A 19,199-nucleotide genomic window follows, 5' to 3' on the forward strand; every position below is an offset into this window, starting at 1 on the left:
CCTCGAAGCGTCCGGAATGACCGTCGCTGACCGAACTGGCTAGAGCTACGGATCAGAAGGTCTCTGACATCCATGGCTGACATCAACGACGCCGGATGGAAACGCACCCCAGCGTCTTTGTTCGGCCGCCGTGTCAGCGAGCGGTTGCAGCCGGAGCGGACCTCGAGCGAACTTACAAGGCAGGCGTCTTCGCAATGCACGAGCGCCCTCCCGGGCCCTCCTAAGGCCGTGGAAGGGCGCTCGACCATGACTAACGTCGAGAACTGCCAACAGCCCACCAGCAGGTCAAAGCATTGATCGATAACGGACGGGTTCGGTTCGCACGGTCACTGCAGCCGGTTGCGCTTTCGGCTACGGATAAGAAGTACCACCGATCAGGCGCGTGACGGTGCGCGTGCCGTTAACCTCGTCCACGCTGGTCAGGCCACATGTTGGTACTCGTGGATGACGCCGAGGCGGTCGCGTCGGCGTACGTCGAGGCAGGTGATTCGTTCGGGTTGGGTGATCGCAGGAATGTGACAAGCTCAGCCCACTGCCACGCCGTAGGGGCTGGAGCCGACGGTGACCGTGGCGACGACCTTGTTGGACTTGGGGTCGATGACCGTGAGGGTGCCCGCGGCCTGTTCCGTGACGTAAACCGCCTGGTGTGTGACCTCGATGTTGAACGGGTCGGTTCCAGTAGGGCCCACGGAAATGGTCGACGAGACCCGGTTGTTGCCGGTGTCGATCACGGATACCTGGCCCGGGCCGAGAACGGCGGCGTAGACCGACTTGCCGTCTGGTCCGATCGCCACGTCGAAGGGCCCTTCGCCGACTGGTACGGCAGTCGCCTTGCGGGTGCGGGTTCCGACGGCCAGGACTCGTGCTGCCACCTCGTCGGCGACGTATGCCGACTTGCCGTCGGGGGTGACGGCGACGCCCACAGGAGAGTGCCCCGCGGCGAGGTTCCCGGTGACCTTGCGTGTGCGGGTGTTGATGACCGACAGGCTGCCCGACCCGGAATTGGCCACGTAGGCCGTACTGCCGTCACGACTGAAGGTCACGCTCACCGGGGACTTACCGACCGGGATGCGTGCGGCCACCCGGTTGGTTCGGGTGTCGATCACCGACACGGTGTTCGAGCCCCCGTTGGCGACATAGAGGGATCTACCATCGGGGCTGAGGCCGACACCCGTGGGGCTCTTCTCCACCGGCACGGTCGTGGTGATCTTGTTGGTGCGGGTGTCGAGCACCGACACCTGGGCCGAACCGTTGTTGGCGATGTATACGTGCCTGCCGTCCGGGGCCACCGCGACACCTTCGGGTGCCTTGCCGGCCTTCACGGTTGCGACGACCTTGTAGGTGCGGGCATCGATCACCGAGAGAGTGTCGTCCTGCTGGTTCGTGACATACACACGGCCGTCGGATCCGGAGCCGGGTCCGACGGGCGCGGGCGTCGTAGCGGCGGCATGTGTGTCGGCCGACCCGGCGGTCGTACATGAGGTCAGCAGGATCCCGATGGCCGCCGCGAGGGCGGGCCCGGCCGTCCTGGGGGGTCGTCGGCAGCCATTACTGGCCCGGGACCGCAGGGCAGAGAACATCTCGCCTCCTGTGTGCATCGCAAGGTTCGGTCCGAAACCAGGCGTCAGATCGTCGACGGCCGCCCGGCGGCATGGGCCGGGATCAGGTCACAAGTCCGCGGGCGTAGTAGTCGTTCTTGTCGCGGACTCCCGGAAGTGCGAAGAAGTAGCCCCCGCCCTTCGGCGTGATGAAGGGCACCAGTGCCTCGTCTTCCAGCCGGTTCTGCATGGCGATGTAGGTGTTGAGTTCGCGTTGATAGCAGACAAAGGCGTGCCCCATGTCCAGTTCCGGCGGATTGGGGCTGCGGTCGTAGTCGTAACTGCGACGCAGGATGGTGCTGGTCGGCGCGGTCTGCGGGGTCTGGGGATTGGCAAGGCGGATGTGTGAGTTCAGCGGGGTGATCAGGCCCTGTGGGTCGTTGGTATAGATGGGGTCGAGGAGGTCCGTGGCGTTCTCGCCCACGGCATACATGGGTGCGCCGCTCGCCTTGCGGCGGCCGAAGATCCGCTCTTGCTGGGCGACGGGCACCTTCTGCCACGCCTTGATGTGGAAGTGCACGATACGCACCGCGTGATAGGTGCCGCCCTCGGCCCAGGCGGGTTCCCCGGACTTCGGCTGGGCCCAGACCCACTGAGTCATCTGGGCGGGATCGGTGGTGTCCGGATTAGAGATGCCGTCCTTGAATCCGAACCAGTCGCGCCGGACGCCGACGGGGCGTTCCGGATTGCGTTGCCCATCGATGCGCCAGCGCAGCTTCATCGCGGATGCGGTGTGGGTCAGGATGTCGATCAGCGCGTGCACCGTCGTGTCCCGGTGGTCGGCGCAGATCTGGATCAGCAGGTCTCCCTGGCTCAGGGCAGGATCGAGGTCGTCGTGGAGGAAGGGTGTCATGGTGACGAGCTGGGCCGGCTTGCGCGCGCTCAGTCCGTAGCGGTCGTCGAACAGTGAGGCGCCCACTCCGACGGTCATGGTGAGACCGTCCGGTACGACCGTGGGTCCCAGGATGCCGTTGTCCGATGGCGTCGATGTCGGGGGGACCTTCGGGGGCCTGCCGCCCGCCGTCAGGAATCGGGCCCGCGCGGTCAGTGTGCGGAACAGCTCGGTGAGCTCCGCGCGGTCGGTGGCGGTCACGTCGCACGAGAGGAAAATTGCGTCCTGTTGGGGCGGGGTGAGGATGCCGGCCTGGTGAACGCCGTGGAAGGGAATCACGCGGGATTGCGTGCGCTTGGTCTCGGCCACCGGTTCGGCGAGCGCCGTGCCCCCGCCCAAGGCGATCCCGCCCGCCGCTCCGGCCAGACCCGCGGTGGCGCCCTGAAGAAGCGACCGCCGAGCAAGGGCGCTCGCCGGGCACCCTCCGCCGCTCCACCCGTCATCCACGCTCGTATGTCTTTCCTTGGTCATGGTTTCCCTCAGGTGGTGAGCCAGGTGGCAGCAGTACGGCACTTGCGTGAGCGGTTTCCGTGAGCCGGTCCGGCGGCGAAAGCCGAGCGGGCGCACGACTGCATGCGGCAGCCCCACCAGCGCCTGCATCACCGCCAGTTACATGGCTGGCCACAAAATGGAATATATCGGCCACGCGTGCTGATGTCGCTCGCAGTGCCGCCAGGTGGCGAAGCCTCCACCGTCGACGTCGTGCGTCCGCTCGGAGCTTGTGGAGCGCGTGGTGGCGAGCAGAGCAAAGGCCGGAGGTCCTCCGTGCCGTGCGGGCAGCGGCACGACACTCCGCTTCGCTGGCGGATCGCCGGCTCGGGATGGCTGCGACGTAGCTTGATCCGACAGGTGGCGAGGGAGGCTGTGGCATGGAGTCGACGGGCCCCGACTGGTCGATGCTCGCGCCGCGCTGGGATCCATCCCAGCGCAGCGTGCAGGGTGACGCGGTCGCGGAGGCCGAACTCGGTGCGGTTGGCCGCACTGCGCGCCGGGTGGCCGGCGGCGGCATCCGGGCTGCCGTACTGGGCATCAACGACGGCCTGGTCACCAACCTGTGCTTGATCCTGGGCCTGGCCGGCGCACATGCCGGTGCAGGCACGGTACGACTGTCGGGACTGGCCAGTCTGCTTGCCGGTGCGCTGTCGATGGCGGCCGGTGAGTGGGTCTCCCTGCGTGGTCAGAGGGAGATCGCCGGCGGGATGGAGGATGCGCTGCACCGGGCGTGGACACATTCACCGCCTGTTGTGCTGGCGCACATGGCTCAGGGTATGCGTGACCGTGGCCTCGATGTCGAGACCGCGACTCGGGCCAGCTGGGGAGTCGCCACGGCCAAACGCACCACTCGGGAGACGGCGTTGCGCATCCTGTTCGGCGTCAGCGTCGAGGGAACCGGTTCGCCTATAGTCGCCGCAATGAGTTCGCTGCTCCTGTTCGCGGTCGGTGCGTTCGTGCCGCTGCTGCCCTGGTTCTTTACCGCTGGAGGCCCGGCGGTGGCCGCCTCCGCGGCTGTGACAGCCCTCGCCTCGCTTGCCGTCGGCGCGGTACTCGGCATCGGTTCCGCTCGTCGCCGTGTGGCCTGGACCGCAGCGCGTCAACTGCTCATTGTTGCCGCGGCATCGGCGGTGACTTATGCCTTGGGTGCCTTGGCAGGAGACGCGGTGAGTTGAAGGTGGTCTTCATAAGACCCCTGACTGGCTGCATGTCCGTCGAAGGGAGCCCCTGTCTCGTGTCCACGTCGATCATCGTCGGAGCAAACGGATCCCTGGGACGGGTTCTGGCACAGCGACTCGCCGACCGCGGCGACACCGCCATCATCAGGTCTGCGGTGACAGACCGTCGTCCACTGGCACGTTCTCGGCTTTCGGCGTGATGCCGGAATTCCTGGCCTGCTCGAGGATCAAGGAGGCGAAGTCCTCTTCAAGATGCCCCGCGCCGATGGCAGCCGCGACGAGCTGGGCGGCTGCGGCGGCGAGTGGCATCGGGACCTCCAGCTCGCGGGCCGCAGAGAGCCCCAGGTCGAAGTCCTTGCGCAGCAGCGGCATGGTGAACGTCGGCGTGAAGTCCAGGTTGACCAGCGCGGGCGACTTGTAGCGGGTGAAGACCGAGCCCATCACGGAGTCGTTGAGGAATTGCAGGAAGGCGGCGCGGCTGACACCGCCCTTCTCCGCGAGGATGGTGATCTCGGCGAGCGACTGGGTGACGACGCCGAGGAAGACGTTGTGCGCGATCTTGACGAGACGGGCGACTTCGCCCTCGCCGACATAGGTCACCCCGCGCCCCAGCAGAGCCAGAAACGGCTCAACCTGACCGAACACCTCGGGCGAGCCAGAGACCGCGACCGTCAGCTTGCCTGCGGTGATCACCTTCGGGTTCCCGCTCACCGTGGCGGCCAGGAAGTCGGTCCCACGCTTGGCGGCTTCGTCCCGGATCAGCGCGGACACCTGGGTGGACACCGTGGAGCAGTCGATCAGCACCCCCGGCGCAGCATCCGGCGAGGTCAGCACACCGTCGGGGCCCGTGGTGACCGCTTCCAGAGCAGCCGAGGCGGTCACCATGGTGAAGACGACGTCCCGATCGGCCAGATCTACCGGCCGGTCGACGATCGTCGCTCCCCGTTCAGCCAGCGGTTCGGCCTTGGCGCGGGCCCTGTTGTAGACGGCTACGTCGTGCCCCGCATCCAGCAGCAGGGCAGCCAGCTGGAAGCCCATGCGGCCAACACCGATCCAGCCGATACGCGGGCGGTTCTGGGCGGCGATCGTCATTTCTGTACCTCGATCCTGGAAGACGGCTCGACCGATGCGGCCCCGCAGCTGACCGACCGGACGCGGTATACGACCGACAAAGAGGCGACGGGCGAGATCTCTTGCGGAAGCGTCTGACAGGTCGTCGTTGAACGCCGCCGCTCTGCTACTGCTCCGGTGACCCTCGTACGGCCGGGACCGGAACGACTGCCTGCAGGCGGACTACGACGGTGGCTTCCTGAGGTAGTCGACGGCGGCGAGGTCGTCGGTGTCGTGGCCGGCTGCGACGGTTGCTTCCAGGCGGTCTCGGACGACCTGAAGCAGAGCGCTGGGGGCGGCGGCTACCGCGGCCAGTTCGATGTCCTTCAGGGCGAGTTGCACCGCGAATCCGGGGGCGTATGAGGCGTCGTCCATGACGCGCACTTTCTGCAACTCGTACGGCATGGCGAGCGGGCCTGCCTCAAGCACCCGGACGAACGTCGCGTGGTCGACACCGAGGGTGTCGCACAGCGCGAGGACGTCGCTCATGGCGACCGTCGAGGCAGCCATCCAGGCGTTGACCGCAAGCTTGACGGCGTTTCCCTCGACCCCCGTCCCGACGTGAAGCACAGACGAGCCGAGATCGTCGAGCAGCGGACGCGCCCGTGCAAGGACGTCCTCGGGGCCGGCAACCAGCCAGACAAGCTTGCCCTGCCGTGCGGGAGCGGTGCTTCCCGAGACCGGCGCGTCGAGGTACGCAACACCGTGATCACGCGCCAGACCGGCCAGCGCGTCGGCTTTCCGCGGCCCTACCGTGCTCGCCTGCACCCAAACGGCGTCGTTGTCGAGCCGGCCGATGGCATCTGACATGACCCCCGCGACCGCATCGCCATCACGGAGCACAGTGAGGACTGCGGACGCGCCGGAGACCGCATCGGCTACCGCGCTCACTGCCGTGACCCCGGTAGCGTGCTCCGCCACCGCACGGGCCCTCTCCTCCGTACGGTTCCACAGCCGAACCTCGTGGCCACTCTCTCCGAGCCGCATCGCCATCGCGGCGCCGAGTGCGCCTGCTCCGAGAACAGCGACGGTGGAAGCGTGAGACATGGAAGATCCCTTTCTGTTCCCCTTGTTCATCATCCGCTGGCACCGGGGCCTTCCCTGGCAAAGAAACGCAGCGCCCTTCACGAGCAGTGAGCCGAACATCGGCAAGTCGGGCAGGACGGTGGCGTCCGCTGGTCTGGCCCCCAACCCGCTCGAGTTCCTCCATCCTGCGCAATGCCGCAACCGCTCACCGAGCGAGAGCAAAGATCCTCCAGCGGGAGCCTCACTGCTCGGCGGGCTTCCGCGCTGCCACGAATTCCCGTCAGCAACCCACAGAGGAAGGCCGGAGGCCAAGACCAGCCCCGCGCCGCCCGACACCCGGTTCTCCGGTGAGGGCATAGCGCCCTCAGGACCGCCTTCGGCGGGACGCAGCGATACGCCTGGCCACGTGCCTCCTCTGGCCTAGCCGACCTCATCGCCGCCACACCGCCAGCTTGAATGACTATGAGGGCGGCTGGAAAACCTGCGGCAGGCGGGGCTGGGCCGCCCTCCGAGTGGCGCCCTGGCTTCGGCCGGGCAATTCTGGTGCCGATGGCCCGGTGGTGAACATGGACGCGCCCGCGTGACGAGAACGACCACGGCAGGCCCCCCTACTGCCGCCGTATGAGAGGTGAAAAAGTCACCTGCTGCCCTGAGTTCTGGGGCACGCACACCGTGCTACCTCTATTCGGCACGACCGCCGGATCGCCGTGACGGGAGACGACCGATGAGCGGAAAGCTGGCAGGCAGGAAGGCCCTGGTCACCGGTGGCGCACGAGGGATCGGCGCGGCAGTGGCCCACAGGCTCGCCGCTGACGGGGCCGACGTGGCGATCAACTACCGGAGCAGCAGTGACGCGGCCCAAGCACTCGCCGACGAGATCACCGCCGATGGCCGCCGCGCGGTCGCGATCAAAGCGGACGTCAGCGATCCGGACCAGATCCAGCGGCTGACCGATGAGGCCGCCGACGCTCTTGGCGGACTCGACATCCTGGCCAGCAACGCCGGAATCGAGCACTTCGGCAAGCTGGAAGCCATCACCCCCGCCGACTTCGACCGTGTCTTCGCCATCAACGCACGGGGCCAGTTCTTCGCCGTACAGAACGCGGTACGGCATATGGGCGAAGGAGGGAGGATCGTACTGACGTCATCGGGGAGTGCCCACAAGGCGGTCTTTCACCACGCCCTCTATGCGTCGAGTAAGGCCGCCGTCGAATGCATCGCGCTCAACCTCAGCCCCGAACTCGGCCGGCGCGGCATCAACATCAATGCCATCGCACCGGGGGGAACTGTCACCGACATGTCCGACCATGCGGCTTCCCAGTATGTCCACCCCGACATCGACGCTGACTTCCATACCGTCATCCGTACTGCCAGTTCGCTCGGGAGGATGGCCCAGCCCGCTGAAATCGCCGCAGTCGTCTCGTTCCTGGTGTCAGACGAGGCCTCGTTCATCACCGGCCGGACCATCCAGGCCGACGGCGGCTGGTTCTGACCAGGAAACACAGTGGGCCATGCGGCCGCACAGCCATGGCGCGCCCATCTGGTGATTCGCGGACTGGAAGTGTCGCCGGGAAGACCAACAGACCATCAGACCGAAGGAGAACGTGGCTGCGATCCTCCACCCGGGCCGGGGTCCGTGTGCCGGACTCGAAGCTCGCGCGGGAGGCGACCGAGCTTGTACGGGACAGCACCAGTGAATTGATCTACGACCACTCGCGCCGTGTGTACTTCTTCGGCAGCCTCCAAGGGCGCAACCGGGATCTCAGCTTCGACCCCGAGCTGCTCTACATCGCGGCCATGTTCCACGACCTGGGCCTGAACGAACCCTTCCACGGAAGCGGGCGGCGCTTCGAGGTGGACAGCGCCGATGAGGTCCGCCGCTTCCTTCAGGCCCACCAGGTACCGGAGGACAGCATCCGACGGGTGTGGACCGTCATCGCCCTGCACACCGCCTGGGCATCCCCGAGTTCATGGAACCGGAGGTGGCGCTGGTAACCGCAGGCGTGGAGCACGACGCCCTCGGCATCGGCTACCACGACATCGACGAGGCGGAGCACCGCAGTCGTCGCGCTGCACCCGCGCCCCGGTTTCAAGCCGCGCATCCTGGAGGCGTTCGTCGACGGGATCCGGCCCAAGCCACAGACCACGTTCGGCGACGTCAAAGCGACGTGCTCGCACACTACGTGCCCGGCTTCGAGCGCGGGGGCAGTACCTGGTGCTGGGTGATGAACTACCAGCTGTAGGCAAGGGTGTCGGACTGGCATCCGGTCCGGCTACCGCAGTCCAGCGGCCGGATAGGAGGCCGTCCTGGCGACCTGACCATTGCGCTGATGGTGTCCGCCAAAGCGGAATAAGCTCAGAAGGAGACGCTCGTGGCACGGCGCCGGTACGAGGAAGTTCCGCATTCGGACACAGGGCGCGCCGAGGCCTTCAGCGACGGCGTCCTGGCGATCGTCATTACGCTTCTGGTGCTCCACCTGAAGCCTCCCCCAATCGCCTCGGGTGGCCTGCTGACCCAGCTGCTCAACCAGTGGCCAACCTATCTGGCCTATGTCGCCTCGTACCTCTACATCGCTGTCGTATGGCTCAACCACAAGGCGGCATTCCAGCGCATCAAGGCCATGACCCGTGGCCTGCACTGGGCCAACCTCGGTGTGCCGTTCTCCACTGCGCTGCTGCCCTGGCCCACCGCGCTCGTCTCTGAAGCCATCGCGGAGGGCAACCCCCCGGACGACCGTGTAGCCGTCGGCCTCTATGCGCTTATCGGCGCGATGCTATGGGTAAGCTGGATGATCTTCTTCCACGTGCTTTTCCGCCACCCCGAGCTCCTCGAAGACAGCGTGGAGGAGACCTTCTTCCACGGCGAACGCCTTCGAGCCTTCGTAGGGGCCCTGCTCTACGCGGCCGCCGGCCTTATCGGCGTGCTGACCATCCCTGCTCTCGCGCTCGCAATCTTCGTACTTCTACCGCTCTTCTACGGCATCACGAGCCATGGCTACGCCCAGCTGCAAGTCTTCGGGCGCCGCCCGCCGCCCAAGCAATGAGGTGCCGTCAGCGCTTGCCCTGGTGTCGCGGACGGCACCAGGACACCGCGCGGTCCGGATGGATGCGTCCGAGCGGATGACCGTGCCGTGGTCCAGAGACCTCGAGTGAGTGCGCGCCGACCGGCGGGGCAGTGCCGACAGACGCATTCGGACATGCGGACCGACAAACGCCCGGTGGCGACAGAGAGAGACCTTCGTAGGCTGGATGGGGTCGGCCAACAAGCCTCCTGTTCTGCCCGCTCCCTTGTGCTCTCAAAGGAAAGACGCCATGACCTCTTCCTCTGCACGACGTTCGGAGTCCGATGTCGCCGGGTTCACGGCCTCGCCGCAGCTTGCCCAAGCTTTGCAACAGATCGTTGTGGACCTCGTCGAACTGCACCTCCAGGGGAAACAGGCCCACTGGAACGTGGTCGGCCACAACTTCCGGGACCTGCACCTGCAACTGGATGAGGTCGTCGACGACGCCCGGGAGGCGGCCGACACCATCGCCGAACGCATGCGCGCTCTCGCGGCCTGTCCGGACGGCCGCTCCAGCACCGTGGCAGCAACCACCACCCTCCCCCCGTTCCCGGAGGGCGAGTTGAGCGTGAGCGCCATTGTCGGCGTTGTCACCGTGGGTCTGCGCGCCACCGTCGATAGCCTGCGGACCCTCCATGACCAGGTCGATAGCGAGGATCCCTCCACGGCCGACCTGCTGCACGCGATCATCGGTTCCCTGGAGAAGCACGCCTGGATGGTCAGCGCGGAAAACCGATCCGTCTGATGCCGTTTCCCCCGGAACCGACTGGCAGCGGAGGATCCGCGGCTTCTTCGGTGGCAGGGGTGGTCCCCTTCCAGCAAGGTGCACCGAGCAAGGCGAAGCAGGCCGGTCAGATCCCGACGAATTACACGGAGGGGTCGGGCACGATCGTCGGCGGAAGGGCAGCGAACAAGGCGACGGAGGCTGCGCCGGCCGCCTACCCCGGGGGCGTCGTGGACCGTGCGGTGCAGTTGAGCAGCGGCGAGTACGAGGTCCACTACATCGGCGTGAACTGGCCACACCACGTCTTCGTCAGCCAGGACTTCAAGGTCGTCGGCGCATCTAGCGATTGGCGACCAGTGCGGTGATGAGGTTGCGGGCTGCGGCTCCTTCTGAGGTCGGCAGCAGTGCGTACGCGTGCTGGTTGCCGGGTTCTTCGTGGTATTCGAGGGCGACGCCGGCGTCCCGCGCGCGGGCGGCGAAGTCACGGGCGTCCGGGTTATGGATGTCGTGGGTGCCGGTGAAGACCGCGGTGGGGGCGAGCCCTGTGAGATCCGCGTAGAGCGGGCTGACCAGGGGATCCTTCCTGCCCCGTTCTCCGGCGTAGAGCCGGCCGCCGATCGTGCTGCCCTCGACACTGAGCACCCGGTCGTACCGCGCGATTGAGGCGATCGCCGGATTGGCCTTGGACACGTCCAGCACCGGGCTGATGAGCACCAGTTGCAGGGGCTGGGGCAGGCCACGCTGACGGATGGTCTGGGCGGCGCCGTGCCGGACGGTCTCAGATCGGGAGCGTGACGCGGATGGTGGTGCGTCCGGGGCGGCTCCTGAGGACGGTGGTCCCGCCGTGGGCGGTGATGACGGCCTGGACGATCGCGAGGCCGAGACCGGTGCTCCCCGTGCTGCGGGAGCGGGCGTGATCGGCGCGGACGAAGCGACCGAAGACTTCGGGCTGGAGCTCTTCGGGGATGCCCGGCCCGTTGTCGCTCACGCTCAGGCAGACATCGGCCGGCCCTTTGGTGAGGGTGATGGACACTTCAGTGCTGGGCGGGGTATGGGTGCGGGCGTTGGCGAGGACGTTGCCGATTGCCTGCTGAAGGCGGTGGGCATCGCCGGTGACGGTGACCGGTTCCTCGGGCAGATCGAGCAGCCAGCGGTGGTCGGGGCCCGCGGCGCGCGCGTCGTCGGTCGCGTTGAGGATCAGCAGGGTCAGATCGACCGGCTCGTGTTCGAGGGGACGTCCGGCGTCGAGGCGCGCGAGCAGGAGCAGGTCGTCGACGAGACGCGTCATGCGCTGAGACTCGCTGCCGATGCGCTCCAGGGAGTGCCGGACCTCTTGGGGGACGGGGCCGGAGTGGCGCAGGGCGAGTTCGGCGTGGCCGCGGATGTTGGCGACGGGAGTGCGGAGTTCGTGGCTGGCGTCGGCGGCGAAGTGCCGGAGGCGTTCCTCGCTGGCCTGGCGGCTGGTGAGGGCGTTCTCGATGTGACCGAGCATGTGGTTGAGGGCGCTGCCGACCTGACCGACCTCGGTACGGGGATCGGTGTCGGGCAACGGCCCCGGCATGGCGATCTCTCCACTGGCGAGCGGTAGTCCGGCCACCTCTGCCGACCGGGCTGTGACCCGTTGCAGGGGCCGCAGGGAGATCCGTACCCATACCGCACCGGCGATGCCGGTGATCACGAGGGCGGCGCCGAACAGCACCGTCTCGACCGCTTCGAGGCGGTGAACGGTCTCCTCCACGGGGCGCAGGGACAGGCCGGTGATCAGCGTGTCCTGGTCGTCGCCCTGGAAGGCCATGACGCGGTAGCTACGCAGGGTGGAGAGACGGATGCTGTGCCCCCGCCCGTCGGTGGGGACCGCGGCCAGGGTGCGACGGTCCTCGGAGGTGAGGTCGATGGGGCGGTCGGTGGCGTCGTCGACGACGGCGGCCTGGGTGACGGTGCCGGCCAGGAGGCGGGCACCGAAGGTGTCGTCGGCCTGGCCCCGGGTGTCGGGGCGGTTGTCGGAGTCAGGCTCGGCCTCGTGTTCCAGGCTCGCGGGGAACCGGCCGCCTGACGTGACGAGCTGCTCGTCCAGGCGCCCCATCAGGAACCCTCGCAGGGCCAGGGCGGTGGTGATCCCGACGGCGAGGCAGGCGAGGGCGAGCAGGGCGACGAGGCCGGCGGTGAGTTGGCCGCGCAGCGTACGCGGCGGCAGGCGCCTCATGCGGGGCCCGGCTTGAGCACGTAGCCGACGCCGCGCACCGTGTGGATCATCGGGGCGCGCCCGGCGTCGATCTTCTTCCGCAGGTAGCTGATGTACAGCTCGACGATGTGGGCGCGCCCGCCGAAGTCGTAGGCCCAGACCCGGTCGAGGATCTGGTCCTTCGACAGCACCCGGCGCGGGTTGCGCATCAAGAACCGCAGGAGTTCGAACTCGGTGCGCGAAAGCTCCACCACTGATCCCGCACGGCGTACTTCCCTGGCTTCCTCGTCCATGGTGAGGTCGCCGACGATGAGCTGGCTCGCGCCCGACTCAGCGGTCAGCCCGGCCCGCCGCAGGAGCCCCCGCAGCCGGGCCAGGACCTCCTCCAGGCTGTAGGGCTTGGTGACGTAGTCGTCGCCGCCCGCGGTGATGCCCGCGATACGGTCTTCGACCGCGTCCCGGGCCGTCAGGAAGAGCACACACACCCTGGGCTCGTCGTGTCTGAGCGCCCGCAGCACTTGCAGCCCGTCGATGTCGGGCAGCATCCAGTCCAAGACCACCGCATCGGGCCTGAAGTCGCGGGCGGCCGCGAGTGCACTTGCCCCGTCGGCCGCGGTGCGCACCTGCCAGCCCTCCGCGGTCATGACCCCGGACAGCACATCGGTGACGTCGGGTTCGTCGTCGACGACCAGGACCCGCACGGGTCCTCCGTCGGCGCGGTGCAGGGATGTCGTGGGCAGCTCGTTCATGGTTCCTTCAGCATCCCCCGACGAGGACCCAGCACAGGCGAGCGGGTGTCTTTGAGTTTCCTCTGAATCGGCTCTGAGGGCGGCTGCCCGAGCCGTTTCAGAGGGTTCACAGAGCTTGAGCTGTGAGGCTGGGCCGCCCATCGCCGGAACGGGTCCCCTCCGGAGGAGTGCCATGACCACCACATTCGACACGACGACGCATACGAGCGGCGGGATGCGCCACCGGCGCCCGCGTCGCAGCGTCGTGCCCACCCTGGTGCCGCTGGTGATCTGGGCCGGGGCCGCCGGGGTGCTCGCCCTGTGGTGGAGCGACACGAACTCGGTGGTGGGCCCAGCCGGCTGGCTGACGGGCGCGGGACGCATCACCGGACTACTGGCCGGATACGCCTGTGCGGTGCTGCTCGCACTGATGGCCCGCGTCCCGCTCCTGGACCACACGATCGGCACGGACCGCCTCGCGCGCTGGCACGCACTGGGCGGCCGCTGCACGATCTCTCTGATGCTCGCCCACACTCTGCTGATCGTCTGGGGCTACTCCCTGACCTCCCACACGGACGTGGTCAGCCAGACCTCCACGCTCGTCCTGAACTACCCCGACCTCCTCAAGGGCACAGTCGGCTTTCTGCTGTTCGTGGCCACCGGGGTCCTCTCGGCCCGCGCGGCCCGCCGCAGGGTGAGCTACGAGACCTGGCACTACCTGCACTTCGCCACGTACCTGGCGGTCTTCCTCACGTTCGGCCACCAGCTCTCCAACGGCGCGGACTTCGTCGGGAACCGCACCGCCCAGGCCGCCTGGTACACGCTCTTCCTCAGCGTGGCCGCGCTCGTTGCCTGGTATCGGTTCGCCGTCCCCGTCCGGCGCGGGCTACGCCATCGCCTGCGGGTCGCCGCCGTCCAACCGGAGGCGCCGGGCGTGGTCTCCGTCCACCTCACCGGAGAACACCTCAACGAGATGGGAGCCGAGCCGGGACAGTTCCTGCGCTGGCGTTTCCTGGCCCGCGGCCTGTGGTGGACCGCCAACCCCTACTCCCTCTCCGCCCCGCCGCACCCGCGACACCTGCGCATCACGGTGAAGAAGGCCGGCGGCCACAGCGCCGCACTGGCCCGCCTGGCACCCGGCACCCGGGTCTGGGCCGAGGGTCCGTACGGCGGATTCACGGCGAGGCGCCGCACCGCTCCGAAGGTCCTGCTCCTGGCGGGCGGCGTCGGCATCACACCCCTGCGCGCTCTCTTCGAGACGCTCCCGGGCGAGGTGACCCTCGTCTACCGGGCCCGCCGCTCCGACGACCTCGCCCTGCGCGCGGAACTCGACGCGATAGCCGCCCACCGCCGGGCCACCGTGCGCTACGTCGTCGACGAACCCGCTGGATTTTCCTCCCCCCTCACGGCCCGCGGCCTGGTCGCGCTGGTGCCCGATCTGGCAGCGCACGACGTCTACCTGTGCGGGCCGCCCGGCATGACCCGCGTCGCTATCCCGGCCCTGCGCCAGGCCGGAGTCCCGGCACGCCGCATCCACCACGAGTCGTTCGAGTTCTGAGGAGAAGACATGCGCCGTGCCGTCCTCGCCACCACAGGGATCAGCGCCCTGATCGTCACGCTGCTTGCCCTCAAACCCCACCAGCTCCCCACCGTCGCCGGCGGCGCAGCGCGCACACCCTCGGACGCTGCATCCCCGTCCACCTCGGCAGGCAGCGCCACCCGAACGGGCACCTTTGCCGGGGACCCCATCGACACCCAGTACGGAACCGTGCAGGTGGCAGTCACCCTCGCCAAGGGAAAGATCACCGCGATCAAGGTGCTGCGGGCCCCGGACCAGAACGGCCGGGACCAGCAGATCGCCTCCTACGCACTTCCCCGGCTTACTCAGGAAGCGCTCGGCGCGCAGAGCGCGCACATCGACGCCGTCTCCGGCGCCAGTTACACCAGCCAGGGCTACATCCAGTCCCTCCAGAGCGCCCTGGACCAGGCCCATGCCTGAGACCGCCACTCGGCTCCACCACGTCGAGCACGTCATGGGCACCGTCTTCTCGTTCGACATCCGTGACACGCCCACCCCCGCCATCCACTGCGCCCTCGCCGAGGCCGTGCGTCACCTCCACCGGATGGACGCCGTCTTCTCCACCTACCGGCCAGACAGCCACATCAGCCGACTCGACCGCGGGGACATCCGCCTTGCCGACTGCCCGCCCGAGGTGCACGAGGCCCTGTCCCTGTGCGCGCGGGCCGCCCACCGCAGCGACGGATGGTTCAGCATCACCCCCGCCGGAACCCTCGACCCCTCGGGACTCGTCAAGGGCTGGGCCACCGAAACAGCATCCCAACTCCTCTGCGAAGCCGGCGCGCACCACACATGCGTCAACGGCGGCGGTGACCTCCAACTCCGCGGCGGGGCCACCCTGGACAGCCCCTGGCGGATCGGCATAGCCCATCCCCTCCGCCCGAAGGAACTGCTCACTGTCATCACCGCCGACACCGACCTCGCGATCGCCACGTCGGGCGTCGCCGAACGCGGCGCCCACATCTACGACCCGCACCACGGCGCTCCGGCCACCACGTTCGCCTCCCTCACCGTCGTAGGCCCCCGCCTGACCATGACCGACGCCTACGCCACCGCCGCCTTCGCCCGAGGCGAGGACGCGCGGGGCTGGCTCACCTCCCTCGACGGGTACGAGGCACTCGCGGTCCGGCCCGACGGCCAGACATGGCAAACACCGGGATTCGCCCGCTACGAGCGGATCCCGGCCGGGATCTAGAATCCGAACTTCTCGTCTTTTGATGCACTCATGGGGAGAAGCTGCACGAGCTCGTTAGCATTGAGCCGTTGCGCTATGGTCCGCAGCAGGGCGCGGACCGGAATCTTCCAGTCGCCCGTCGCTCGACTCGCGTCCAGCCCTGTGTCATGGCCAGCGGAACGCCGGATGGGGTGCAGGTGCGTCGTAGGGCTAGAAACATTCGCTGCTGGTGGCATACGTGTGGTGGTGACTCGCAAGGGGCGGCGAGAGGCTAATTCCCATTCGGCAACCTTGGTCTCGGGTAGGAGAATTGGTGGCGAGCGGTGCGCGCGTACGGCCGGTAGCAGAGTGGACCTTCCGTCGATAGCATCCGAAATGCTGGCTGAAGGCTCCGCGCTACGACCGTCAGGGCAAGACGATCTGGGCCTAGATCGGACGGGGGCAGGAAATGCCGCTGGATCTGTTTTCTTCCCTGGATGATGTTGGTGATCTCTAGGCCGTCAGCCTTGACGGAGCTGCTGGAAGTGGCTGGGCGGCCTTGGGGGACGTGTCTGTGTAGTGCCAGGCGGGAAACAATCGCCGAGACGGCCGATGTTGGCTTCGGAGACGGTGAGCACGCGCTTGACGTGTTTACGAGGCCGGGTCTGCTGCCCCGCCTCCGCTGCGCGACGGCTCACTGCCAGCCGCGGACGCCGTGCTCCGCTTTAGACGGTGTCCTACATGGTGAGTTTGAGGAGCCGTTTGTAGCAGCAGAGGGCTGCGGCGAGGCCGAGAAGGGCCAGGTAGTTGGCGGGTTGGCGCTCGTAACGAGGGCTGAGTCTGCGGTAGCCCGTCAGCCACGACATCGTCCGCTCGATCACCCACCTGCGGCGCCCTAATCGTTCGCTGGACTCGACACCCTTGCGGGCGATGCCGACCCCGATGTACTTTCCCCGGAGCCATCGCCGCAGGTGAGTGATGTCGTAGGCCTTGTCGGCGTGAAGGCGTTGTGGCTTGAAGTAGCGTCCGCGGTAGGGGTCATGTCTCGTTTGGTGACCTGCGACCATGGGTTTCAGCGCGAGGCTGTCGTGGACGTTGGCGGCGGAGAGACCGACGATGAGGGGCAGTCCGTTCGCGTCCGACAGGACGTGCATCTTGGAACCCGGCTTGCCCCCTTGAGTTCTAGCGGTCGTCGCAACACCTTGCCTTGAGGGGTGGGATGTTCGAGATCCGGAAGAACCGGGCCAAGCGGCCTACTACGGAGCCGCGGACCTGGAACTCAGCGGCAGTCCTCAGCGCCAGCTGGGCTCCGACTCATCGGACACGCCCTAATAGAAGCGCTCATCGGTGCACCACCCCATCTCGGCGTCAGCATGCGGGACTACTGGCTCTTCGATGACCGATTCCTCGGCCGCTTCCACCAAGACGGGTCCACCTCGCTCAGCATGGAACCGCGAGACGATCCGGAAGAGGTGCGGGCCGCCTGCCGCGTCCGGGAGGCAGCCTGGCCGCTCGCCCATCCGCGAGCGAGACCGGCAGTGCGCGACGGCCGAGCGGTTCGGGGCAAACCCGGTCAGGACAGCGGGGAGATGGGGGTGGGTAGGGCAATCGTGGAGGTGGCGTGGGCGATGTTCTCCGGACCGTTTTGCGGGGGCCAGATGCCACGTTCGTAGGAATCACGGCGGATCTCCAGCCGGGCGTTGAGGTCAGGGAAAGGCCAGATGTGGGTGATACGGGGGACGCCGTCCAGGCCGTACATCGCGGTCGTCAGTGGGTAGAGGCGGGTGCGTTCGGGCACTGCGGCCTCCCATCCGGCCATCGTGGGAACGAGACCCCCGACTTTGAGGTGGTAGGTGCGGAACTCGTATACCGAGCCGTAGCGTCCGGGTTCGACCGGTGGAAGGAAGGGAAACGGAGCGTAGCTTTCCACCTGGAAGGCGGTCAGATGCTGCCCGATGCCGAACGGGTCCGAGCTGGTGAGGAGGCGCCTTCGTTCCTCGCTGAGTTCCTCGGCGTTCTCGAAGCCGCGAAGGAGGAGCAACTGCCCGACGATGATGCCGTGTTCTGGCTCCCAGCAGCCGAGAAGCTGGCCACCGGTGGAATCGCTTGTGGTGTAGGCCTCCAGCGCGGACAACGCCTTCGGGACCGAGTACAGGTCGAGTGACAAGGTGGCGAGTTCGTAAAGCATGGTGGGCGTCTCCCGGTGGTTTCCATCCTGCTTCTCTTATTGAGTGAGCTCCGCAAGGCGCTCGAACAGCTGGGCGTCGCTGAGGCCGGCGCGGCTCGACTCCTCACCGAGCACCCCGAAGATCGGGTCCCACCGAGTGCACGTCATCTCCTGCACCTGCCCCTCCGCCAGGTGTGCGTCGGTGGCGACGATCTTGTACAGCTCCTCTTGATCGGCCGCTGCGAAAACTGGCAACGCGGTGCGCTCCCACGCCTGGCCTGGCTGTCCCGGCGTCGCTTCTGTGCGGGTGGTCGGCCCTGAAGCGCGCAGCTGACCCGACTCCGCTCACCCAACCAGCCACCGCAGGTGCGCATCGAGGTATCGCGCCCAGCCGGTGGGGTCACGGTGGACATAGCTGACGACGAAGTGCGGCACGGCCTTGCCTTTCTTGATCTCCGGCGGTTCGCGCGGCCGCCTGACAGCGGCAGGATTGCGGCAACGCCATGCAAGAACTAAAGTGAAACAGTACTTTAGTTTCGACGCAACCCCAGAGGGGAGGCAGGCCAATGAACACCCCTACCGGAACACCCGGAGCGCCGAAACGGCCCCGGCACCCGCGCAGCGCCCGAGCGCATGACGCCGTACTGACGGCCACCAGCGCACTCATGCGCGAGGACGGCATCCCGGCGATCACCATCGACCGCATCGCCGGCCGGTCCGGCGTGAGCACGGCCACGATCTACAAGCATTGGCCCTGCAAGGCCGCGATCATCGCGGAGGCGTTCGGCCGCGACACCGCCAAGGCGGTAGTACTCCCCGACACCGGCCGCCCCATCGACGACCTTGTCACCTACGCGGCCGATCTGCTGACCTACTACACCAGCTCGGAAGGCGCCCTCTTCGGGCAGTTGCTGGCAGCCTGCGCGACCGAGCCGCAGGCCGCACCGTACTTCCACGAGTTCTTCCTGACGCCCCGCCGGAGAGCACTGGAGCCGTGCTGGGGGCGGGCCGCCGAGGCAGGGTTGACCCGGCCGGGCGTGGACGCGGCGACGGCCACGGACGTACTGATGGGCCCGCTGGTGTTCCGCCTGCTGTCCGGGCACGGATCGCTCGCCCGCGATGAGGGGCGCAAGCTGGTGGAGTACGCCCTGCATGGCCTGCTCGCTCCGGCGGCTCAGCCTTAAGTTGCACCCGGCGCCGCCTCCGCGGCAGCCGCGTTTATACGCAGCGCCCAAGTGGGCAGGTCGACCAAGGACCTGGGTCCTGGCGCGACTGCCCGCCTGGTGGACCGGAACGAACCCGGCGCGT

Annotated in this window: 18 protein-coding genes and 3 pseudogenes; 11 read left to right on the plus strand and 10 right to left on the minus strand. The window is 67.7% G+C overall.

Annotation, left to right across the window (positions count from 1 at the left end):
• Nucleotides 1–524: 524 nt before the first annotated feature.
• Nucleotides 525–1,580 carry a YVTN family beta-propeller repeat protein gene (locus CG723_RS36175; RefSeq protein ID WP_159032616.1) on the minus strand — a complete coding sequence of 352 codons (1,056 nt, stop codon included), beginning with the start codon at nt 1,578–1,580 and terminating at the stop codon, nt 525–527.
• Nucleotides 1,581–1,662: 82 nt separating this feature from the next.
• Nucleotides 1,663–3,090: a Dyp-type peroxidase gene (locus tag CG723_RS36180; protein WP_234374692.1), complete on the minus strand. Its 1,428-nt coding sequence runs from the start codon at nt 3,088–3,090 to the stop codon at nt 1,663–1,665.
• 269 nt (nt 3,091–3,359) lie between these two features.
• Between CG723_RS36180 and CG723_RS36185 the strand changes: the two genes are divergently transcribed.
• Nucleotides 3,360–4,157: a VIT1/CCC1 transporter family protein gene (locus tag CG723_RS36185; protein ID WP_100597785.1), complete on the plus strand. Its 798-nt coding sequence runs from the start codon at nt 3,360–3,362 to the stop codon at nt 4,155–4,157.
• 147 nt (nt 4,158–4,304) lie between these two features.
• On the opposite strand, the gene CG723_RS36190 is transcribed toward CG723_RS36185, so the two are convergent.
• Nucleotides 4,305–5,252 (minus strand): NAD(P)-dependent oxidoreductase, encoded by a 948-nt coding sequence (locus tag CG723_RS36190; protein ID WP_100597786.1) that lies wholly within the window; start codon nt 5,250–5,252, stop codon nt 4,305–4,307.
• A 201-nt stretch (nt 5,253–5,453) separates the two neighbouring features.
• The gene (locus CG723_RS36195; RefSeq protein ID WP_159032617.1) at nt 5,454–6,317 is read right to left on the minus strand and encodes an NAD(P)-dependent oxidoreductase; all 864 of its coding nucleotides are present in this window, start codon (nt 6,315–6,317) and stop codon (nt 5,454–5,456) included.
• A gap of 703 nt (nt 6,318–7,020) precedes the next feature.
• On the opposite strand from CG723_RS36195, the gene CG723_RS36200 reads away from it, so the two are divergent.
• From CG723_RS36200 to CG723_RS36220, 5 genes and pseudogenes are all read left to right on the plus strand, one after another.
• Entirely contained in the window at nt 7,021–7,788 is a 768-nt protein-coding gene (locus CG723_RS36200) for an SDR family NAD(P)-dependent oxidoreductase (RefSeq protein WP_199842030.1), read from the plus strand.
• A gap of 35 nt (nt 7,789–7,823) precedes the next feature.
• Nucleotides 7,824–8,539: pseudogene (locus CG723_RS36205) on the plus strand (HD domain-containing protein).
• Nucleotides 8,540–8,668: 129 nt separating this feature from the next.
• Nucleotides 8,669–9,340, plus strand: a complete 672-nt coding sequence (locus CG723_RS36210) for a TMEM175 family protein (protein WP_100597788.1) — start codon at nt 8,669–8,671, stop codon at nt 9,338–9,340.
• Nucleotides 9,341–9,608: 268 nt separating this feature from the next.
• Nucleotides 9,609–10,103 (plus strand): Dps family protein, encoded by a 495-nt coding sequence (locus CG723_RS36215; protein WP_100597789.1) that lies wholly within the window; start codon nt 9,609–9,611, stop codon nt 10,101–10,103.
• Between the two features lie 50 nt (nt 10,104–10,153).
• The gene (locus tag CG723_RS36220; RefSeq protein ID WP_159032618.1) at nt 10,154–10,447 is read left to right on the plus strand and encodes a hypothetical protein; all 294 of its coding nucleotides are present in this window, start codon (nt 10,154–10,156) and stop codon (nt 10,445–10,447) included.
• Here CG723_RS36220 and CG723_RS36225 read toward each other — a convergent pair.
• The 3 genes and pseudogenes from CG723_RS36225 to CG723_RS36235 all read right to left on the minus strand — a co-directional run.
• Nucleotides 10,422–10,838 (minus strand): annotated as a pseudogene (locus CG723_RS36225) (alpha/beta hydrolase fold domain-containing protein); the annotation flags it as partial. The gene CG723_RS36220 and the pseudogene CG723_RS36225 overlap by 26 nt on opposite strands.
• Nucleotides 10,839–10,860: 22 nt before the next feature.
• Nucleotides 10,861–12,285, minus strand: a complete 1,425-nt coding sequence (locus CG723_RS36230; protein ID WP_100597792.1) for a sensor histidine kinase — start codon at nt 12,283–12,285, stop codon at nt 10,861–10,863.
• A complete protein-coding gene (locus CG723_RS36235; RefSeq protein WP_100597793.1) occupies nt 12,282–13,013 on the minus strand; it encodes a response regulator transcription factor in 732 nt (243 codons plus the stop codon). Before CG723_RS36235 ends, CG723_RS36230 begins: the two co-directional genes overlap by 4 nt.
• A gap of 172 nt (nt 13,014–13,185) precedes the next feature.
• Here CG723_RS36235 and CG723_RS36240 point away from each other — a divergent pair, with 172 nt between their 5' ends.
• From CG723_RS36240 to CG723_RS36250, 3 genes are read left to right on the plus strand one after another with little or no spacing between them, the layout of a single operon-like run.
• The gene (locus tag CG723_RS36240; protein ID WP_100597794.1) at nt 13,186–14,550 is read left to right on the plus strand and encodes a ferredoxin reductase family protein; all 1,365 of its coding nucleotides are present in this window, start codon (nt 13,186–13,188) and stop codon (nt 14,548–14,550) included.
• A gap of 9 nt (nt 14,551–14,559) precedes the next feature.
• Nucleotides 14,560–14,991 carry an FMN-binding protein gene (locus CG723_RS36245; RefSeq protein ID WP_100597795.1) on the plus strand — a complete coding sequence of 144 codons (432 nt, stop codon included), beginning with the start codon at nt 14,560–14,562 and terminating at the stop codon, nt 14,989–14,991.
• Nucleotides 14,984–15,766 (plus strand): FAD:protein FMN transferase, encoded by a 783-nt coding sequence (locus tag CG723_RS36250; protein WP_234374694.1) that lies wholly within the window; start codon nt 14,984–14,986, stop codon nt 15,764–15,766. Before CG723_RS36245 ends, CG723_RS36250 begins: the two co-directional genes overlap by 8 nt.
• 695 nt (nt 15,767–16,461) lie before the next feature.
• Here CG723_RS36250 and CG723_RS36255 read toward each other — a convergent pair.
• A pseudogene (locus CG723_RS36255) lies at nt 16,462–16,938 on the minus strand (IS5 family transposase); the annotation flags it as partial.
• On the opposite strand from CG723_RS36255, the gene CG723_RS49380 reads away from it, so the two are divergent.
• On the plus strand, nt 16,939–17,397 hold the full coding sequence (locus CG723_RS49380) for a DUF6879 family protein (protein ID WP_351255525.1): 459 nt from the start codon (nt 16,939–16,941) through the stop codon (nt 17,395–17,397).
• Here the strand turns inward: CG723_RS49380 and CG723_RS36260 are convergent.
• Complete coding sequence (locus CG723_RS36260) at nt 17,298–17,912, minus strand: NIPSNAP family protein (protein WP_100597796.1); 615 nt, start codon at nt 17,910–17,912, stop codon at nt 17,298–17,300. The two genes, CG723_RS49380 and CG723_RS36260, sit on opposite strands and share 100 nt — an antisense overlap.
• 36 nt (nt 17,913–17,948) lie before the next feature.
• Entirely contained in the window at nt 17,949–18,146 is a 198-nt protein-coding gene (locus CG723_RS36265; RefSeq protein ID WP_100597797.1) for a hypothetical protein, read from the minus strand.
• Nucleotides 18,147–18,457: 311 nt separating this feature from the next.
• Here CG723_RS36265 and CG723_RS36270 point away from each other — a divergent pair, with 311 nt between their 5' ends.
• Complete coding sequence (locus CG723_RS36270; protein WP_100597798.1) at nt 18,458–19,075, plus strand: TetR/AcrR family transcriptional regulator; 618 nt, start codon at nt 18,458–18,460, stop codon at nt 19,073–19,075.
• Nucleotides 19,076–19,199: the final 124 nt, after the last annotated feature.

This window comes from Streptomyces sp. CB01635, from assembly GCF_002803065.1.
Taxonomy (GTDB): domain Bacteria; phylum Actinomycetota; class Actinomycetes; order Streptomycetales; family Streptomycetaceae; genus Streptomyces.

What these genes read in the sequence shown, in the direction of transcription:
- CG723_RS36270 (WP_100597798.1), top strand. Translation starts at nt 18,458, where the DNA reads ATGAACACCCCTACCGGAACACCCGGAGCGCCGAAACGGCCCCGGCAC.
- CG723_RS36235 (WP_100597793.1), bottom strand. Translation starts at nt 13,013, where the DNA reads ATGAACGAGCTGCCCACGACATCCCTGCACCGCGCCGACGGAGGACCC.
- CG723_RS36230 (WP_100597792.1), bottom strand. Translation starts at nt 12,285, where the DNA reads ATGAGGCGCCTGCCGCCGCGTACGCTGCGCGGCCAACTCACCGCCGGC.
- CG723_RS36175 (WP_159032616.1), bottom strand. Translation starts at nt 1,580, where the DNA reads ATGTTCTCTGCCCTGCGGTCCCGGGCCAGTAATGGCTGCCGACGACCC.
- CG723_RS36185 (WP_100597785.1), top strand. Translation starts at nt 3,360, where the DNA reads ATGGAGTCGACGGGCCCCGACTGGTCGATGCTCGCGCCGCGCTGGGAT.
- CG723_RS36260 (WP_100597796.1), bottom strand. Translation starts at nt 17,912, where the DNA reads ATGCTTTACGAACTCGCCACCTTGTCACTCGACCTGTACTCGGTCCCG.
- CG723_RS36240 (WP_100597794.1), top strand. Translation starts at nt 13,186, where the DNA reads ATGACCACCACATTCGACACGACGACGCATACGAGCGGCGGGATGCGC.
- CG723_RS36190 (WP_100597786.1), bottom strand. Translation starts at nt 5,252, where the DNA reads ATGACGATCGCCGCCCAGAACCGCCCGCGTATCGGCTGGATCGGTGTT.
- CG723_RS36200 (WP_199842030.1), top strand. Translation starts at nt 7,021, where the DNA reads ATGAGCGGAAAGCTGGCAGGCAGGAAGGCCCTGGTCACCGGTGGCGCA.
- CG723_RS36245 (WP_100597795.1), top strand. Translation starts at nt 14,560, where the DNA reads ATGCGCCGTGCCGTCCTCGCCACCACAGGGATCAGCGCCCTGATCGTC.
- CG723_RS36215 (WP_100597789.1), top strand. Translation starts at nt 9,609, where the DNA reads ATGACCTCTTCCTCTGCACGACGTTCGGAGTCCGATGTCGCCGGGTTC.
- CG723_RS36195 (WP_159032617.1), bottom strand. Translation starts at nt 6,317, where the DNA reads ATGTCTCACGCTTCCACCGTCGCTGTTCTCGGAGCAGGCGCACTCGGC.
- CG723_RS36250 (WP_234374694.1), top strand. Translation starts at nt 14,984, where the DNA reads ATGCCTGAGACCGCCACTCGGCTCCACCACGTCGAGCACGTCATGGGC.
- CG723_RS36180 (WP_234374692.1), bottom strand. Translation starts at nt 3,090, where the DNA reads ATGCAGGCGCTGGTGGGGCTGCCGCATGCAGTCGTGCGCCCGCTCGGC.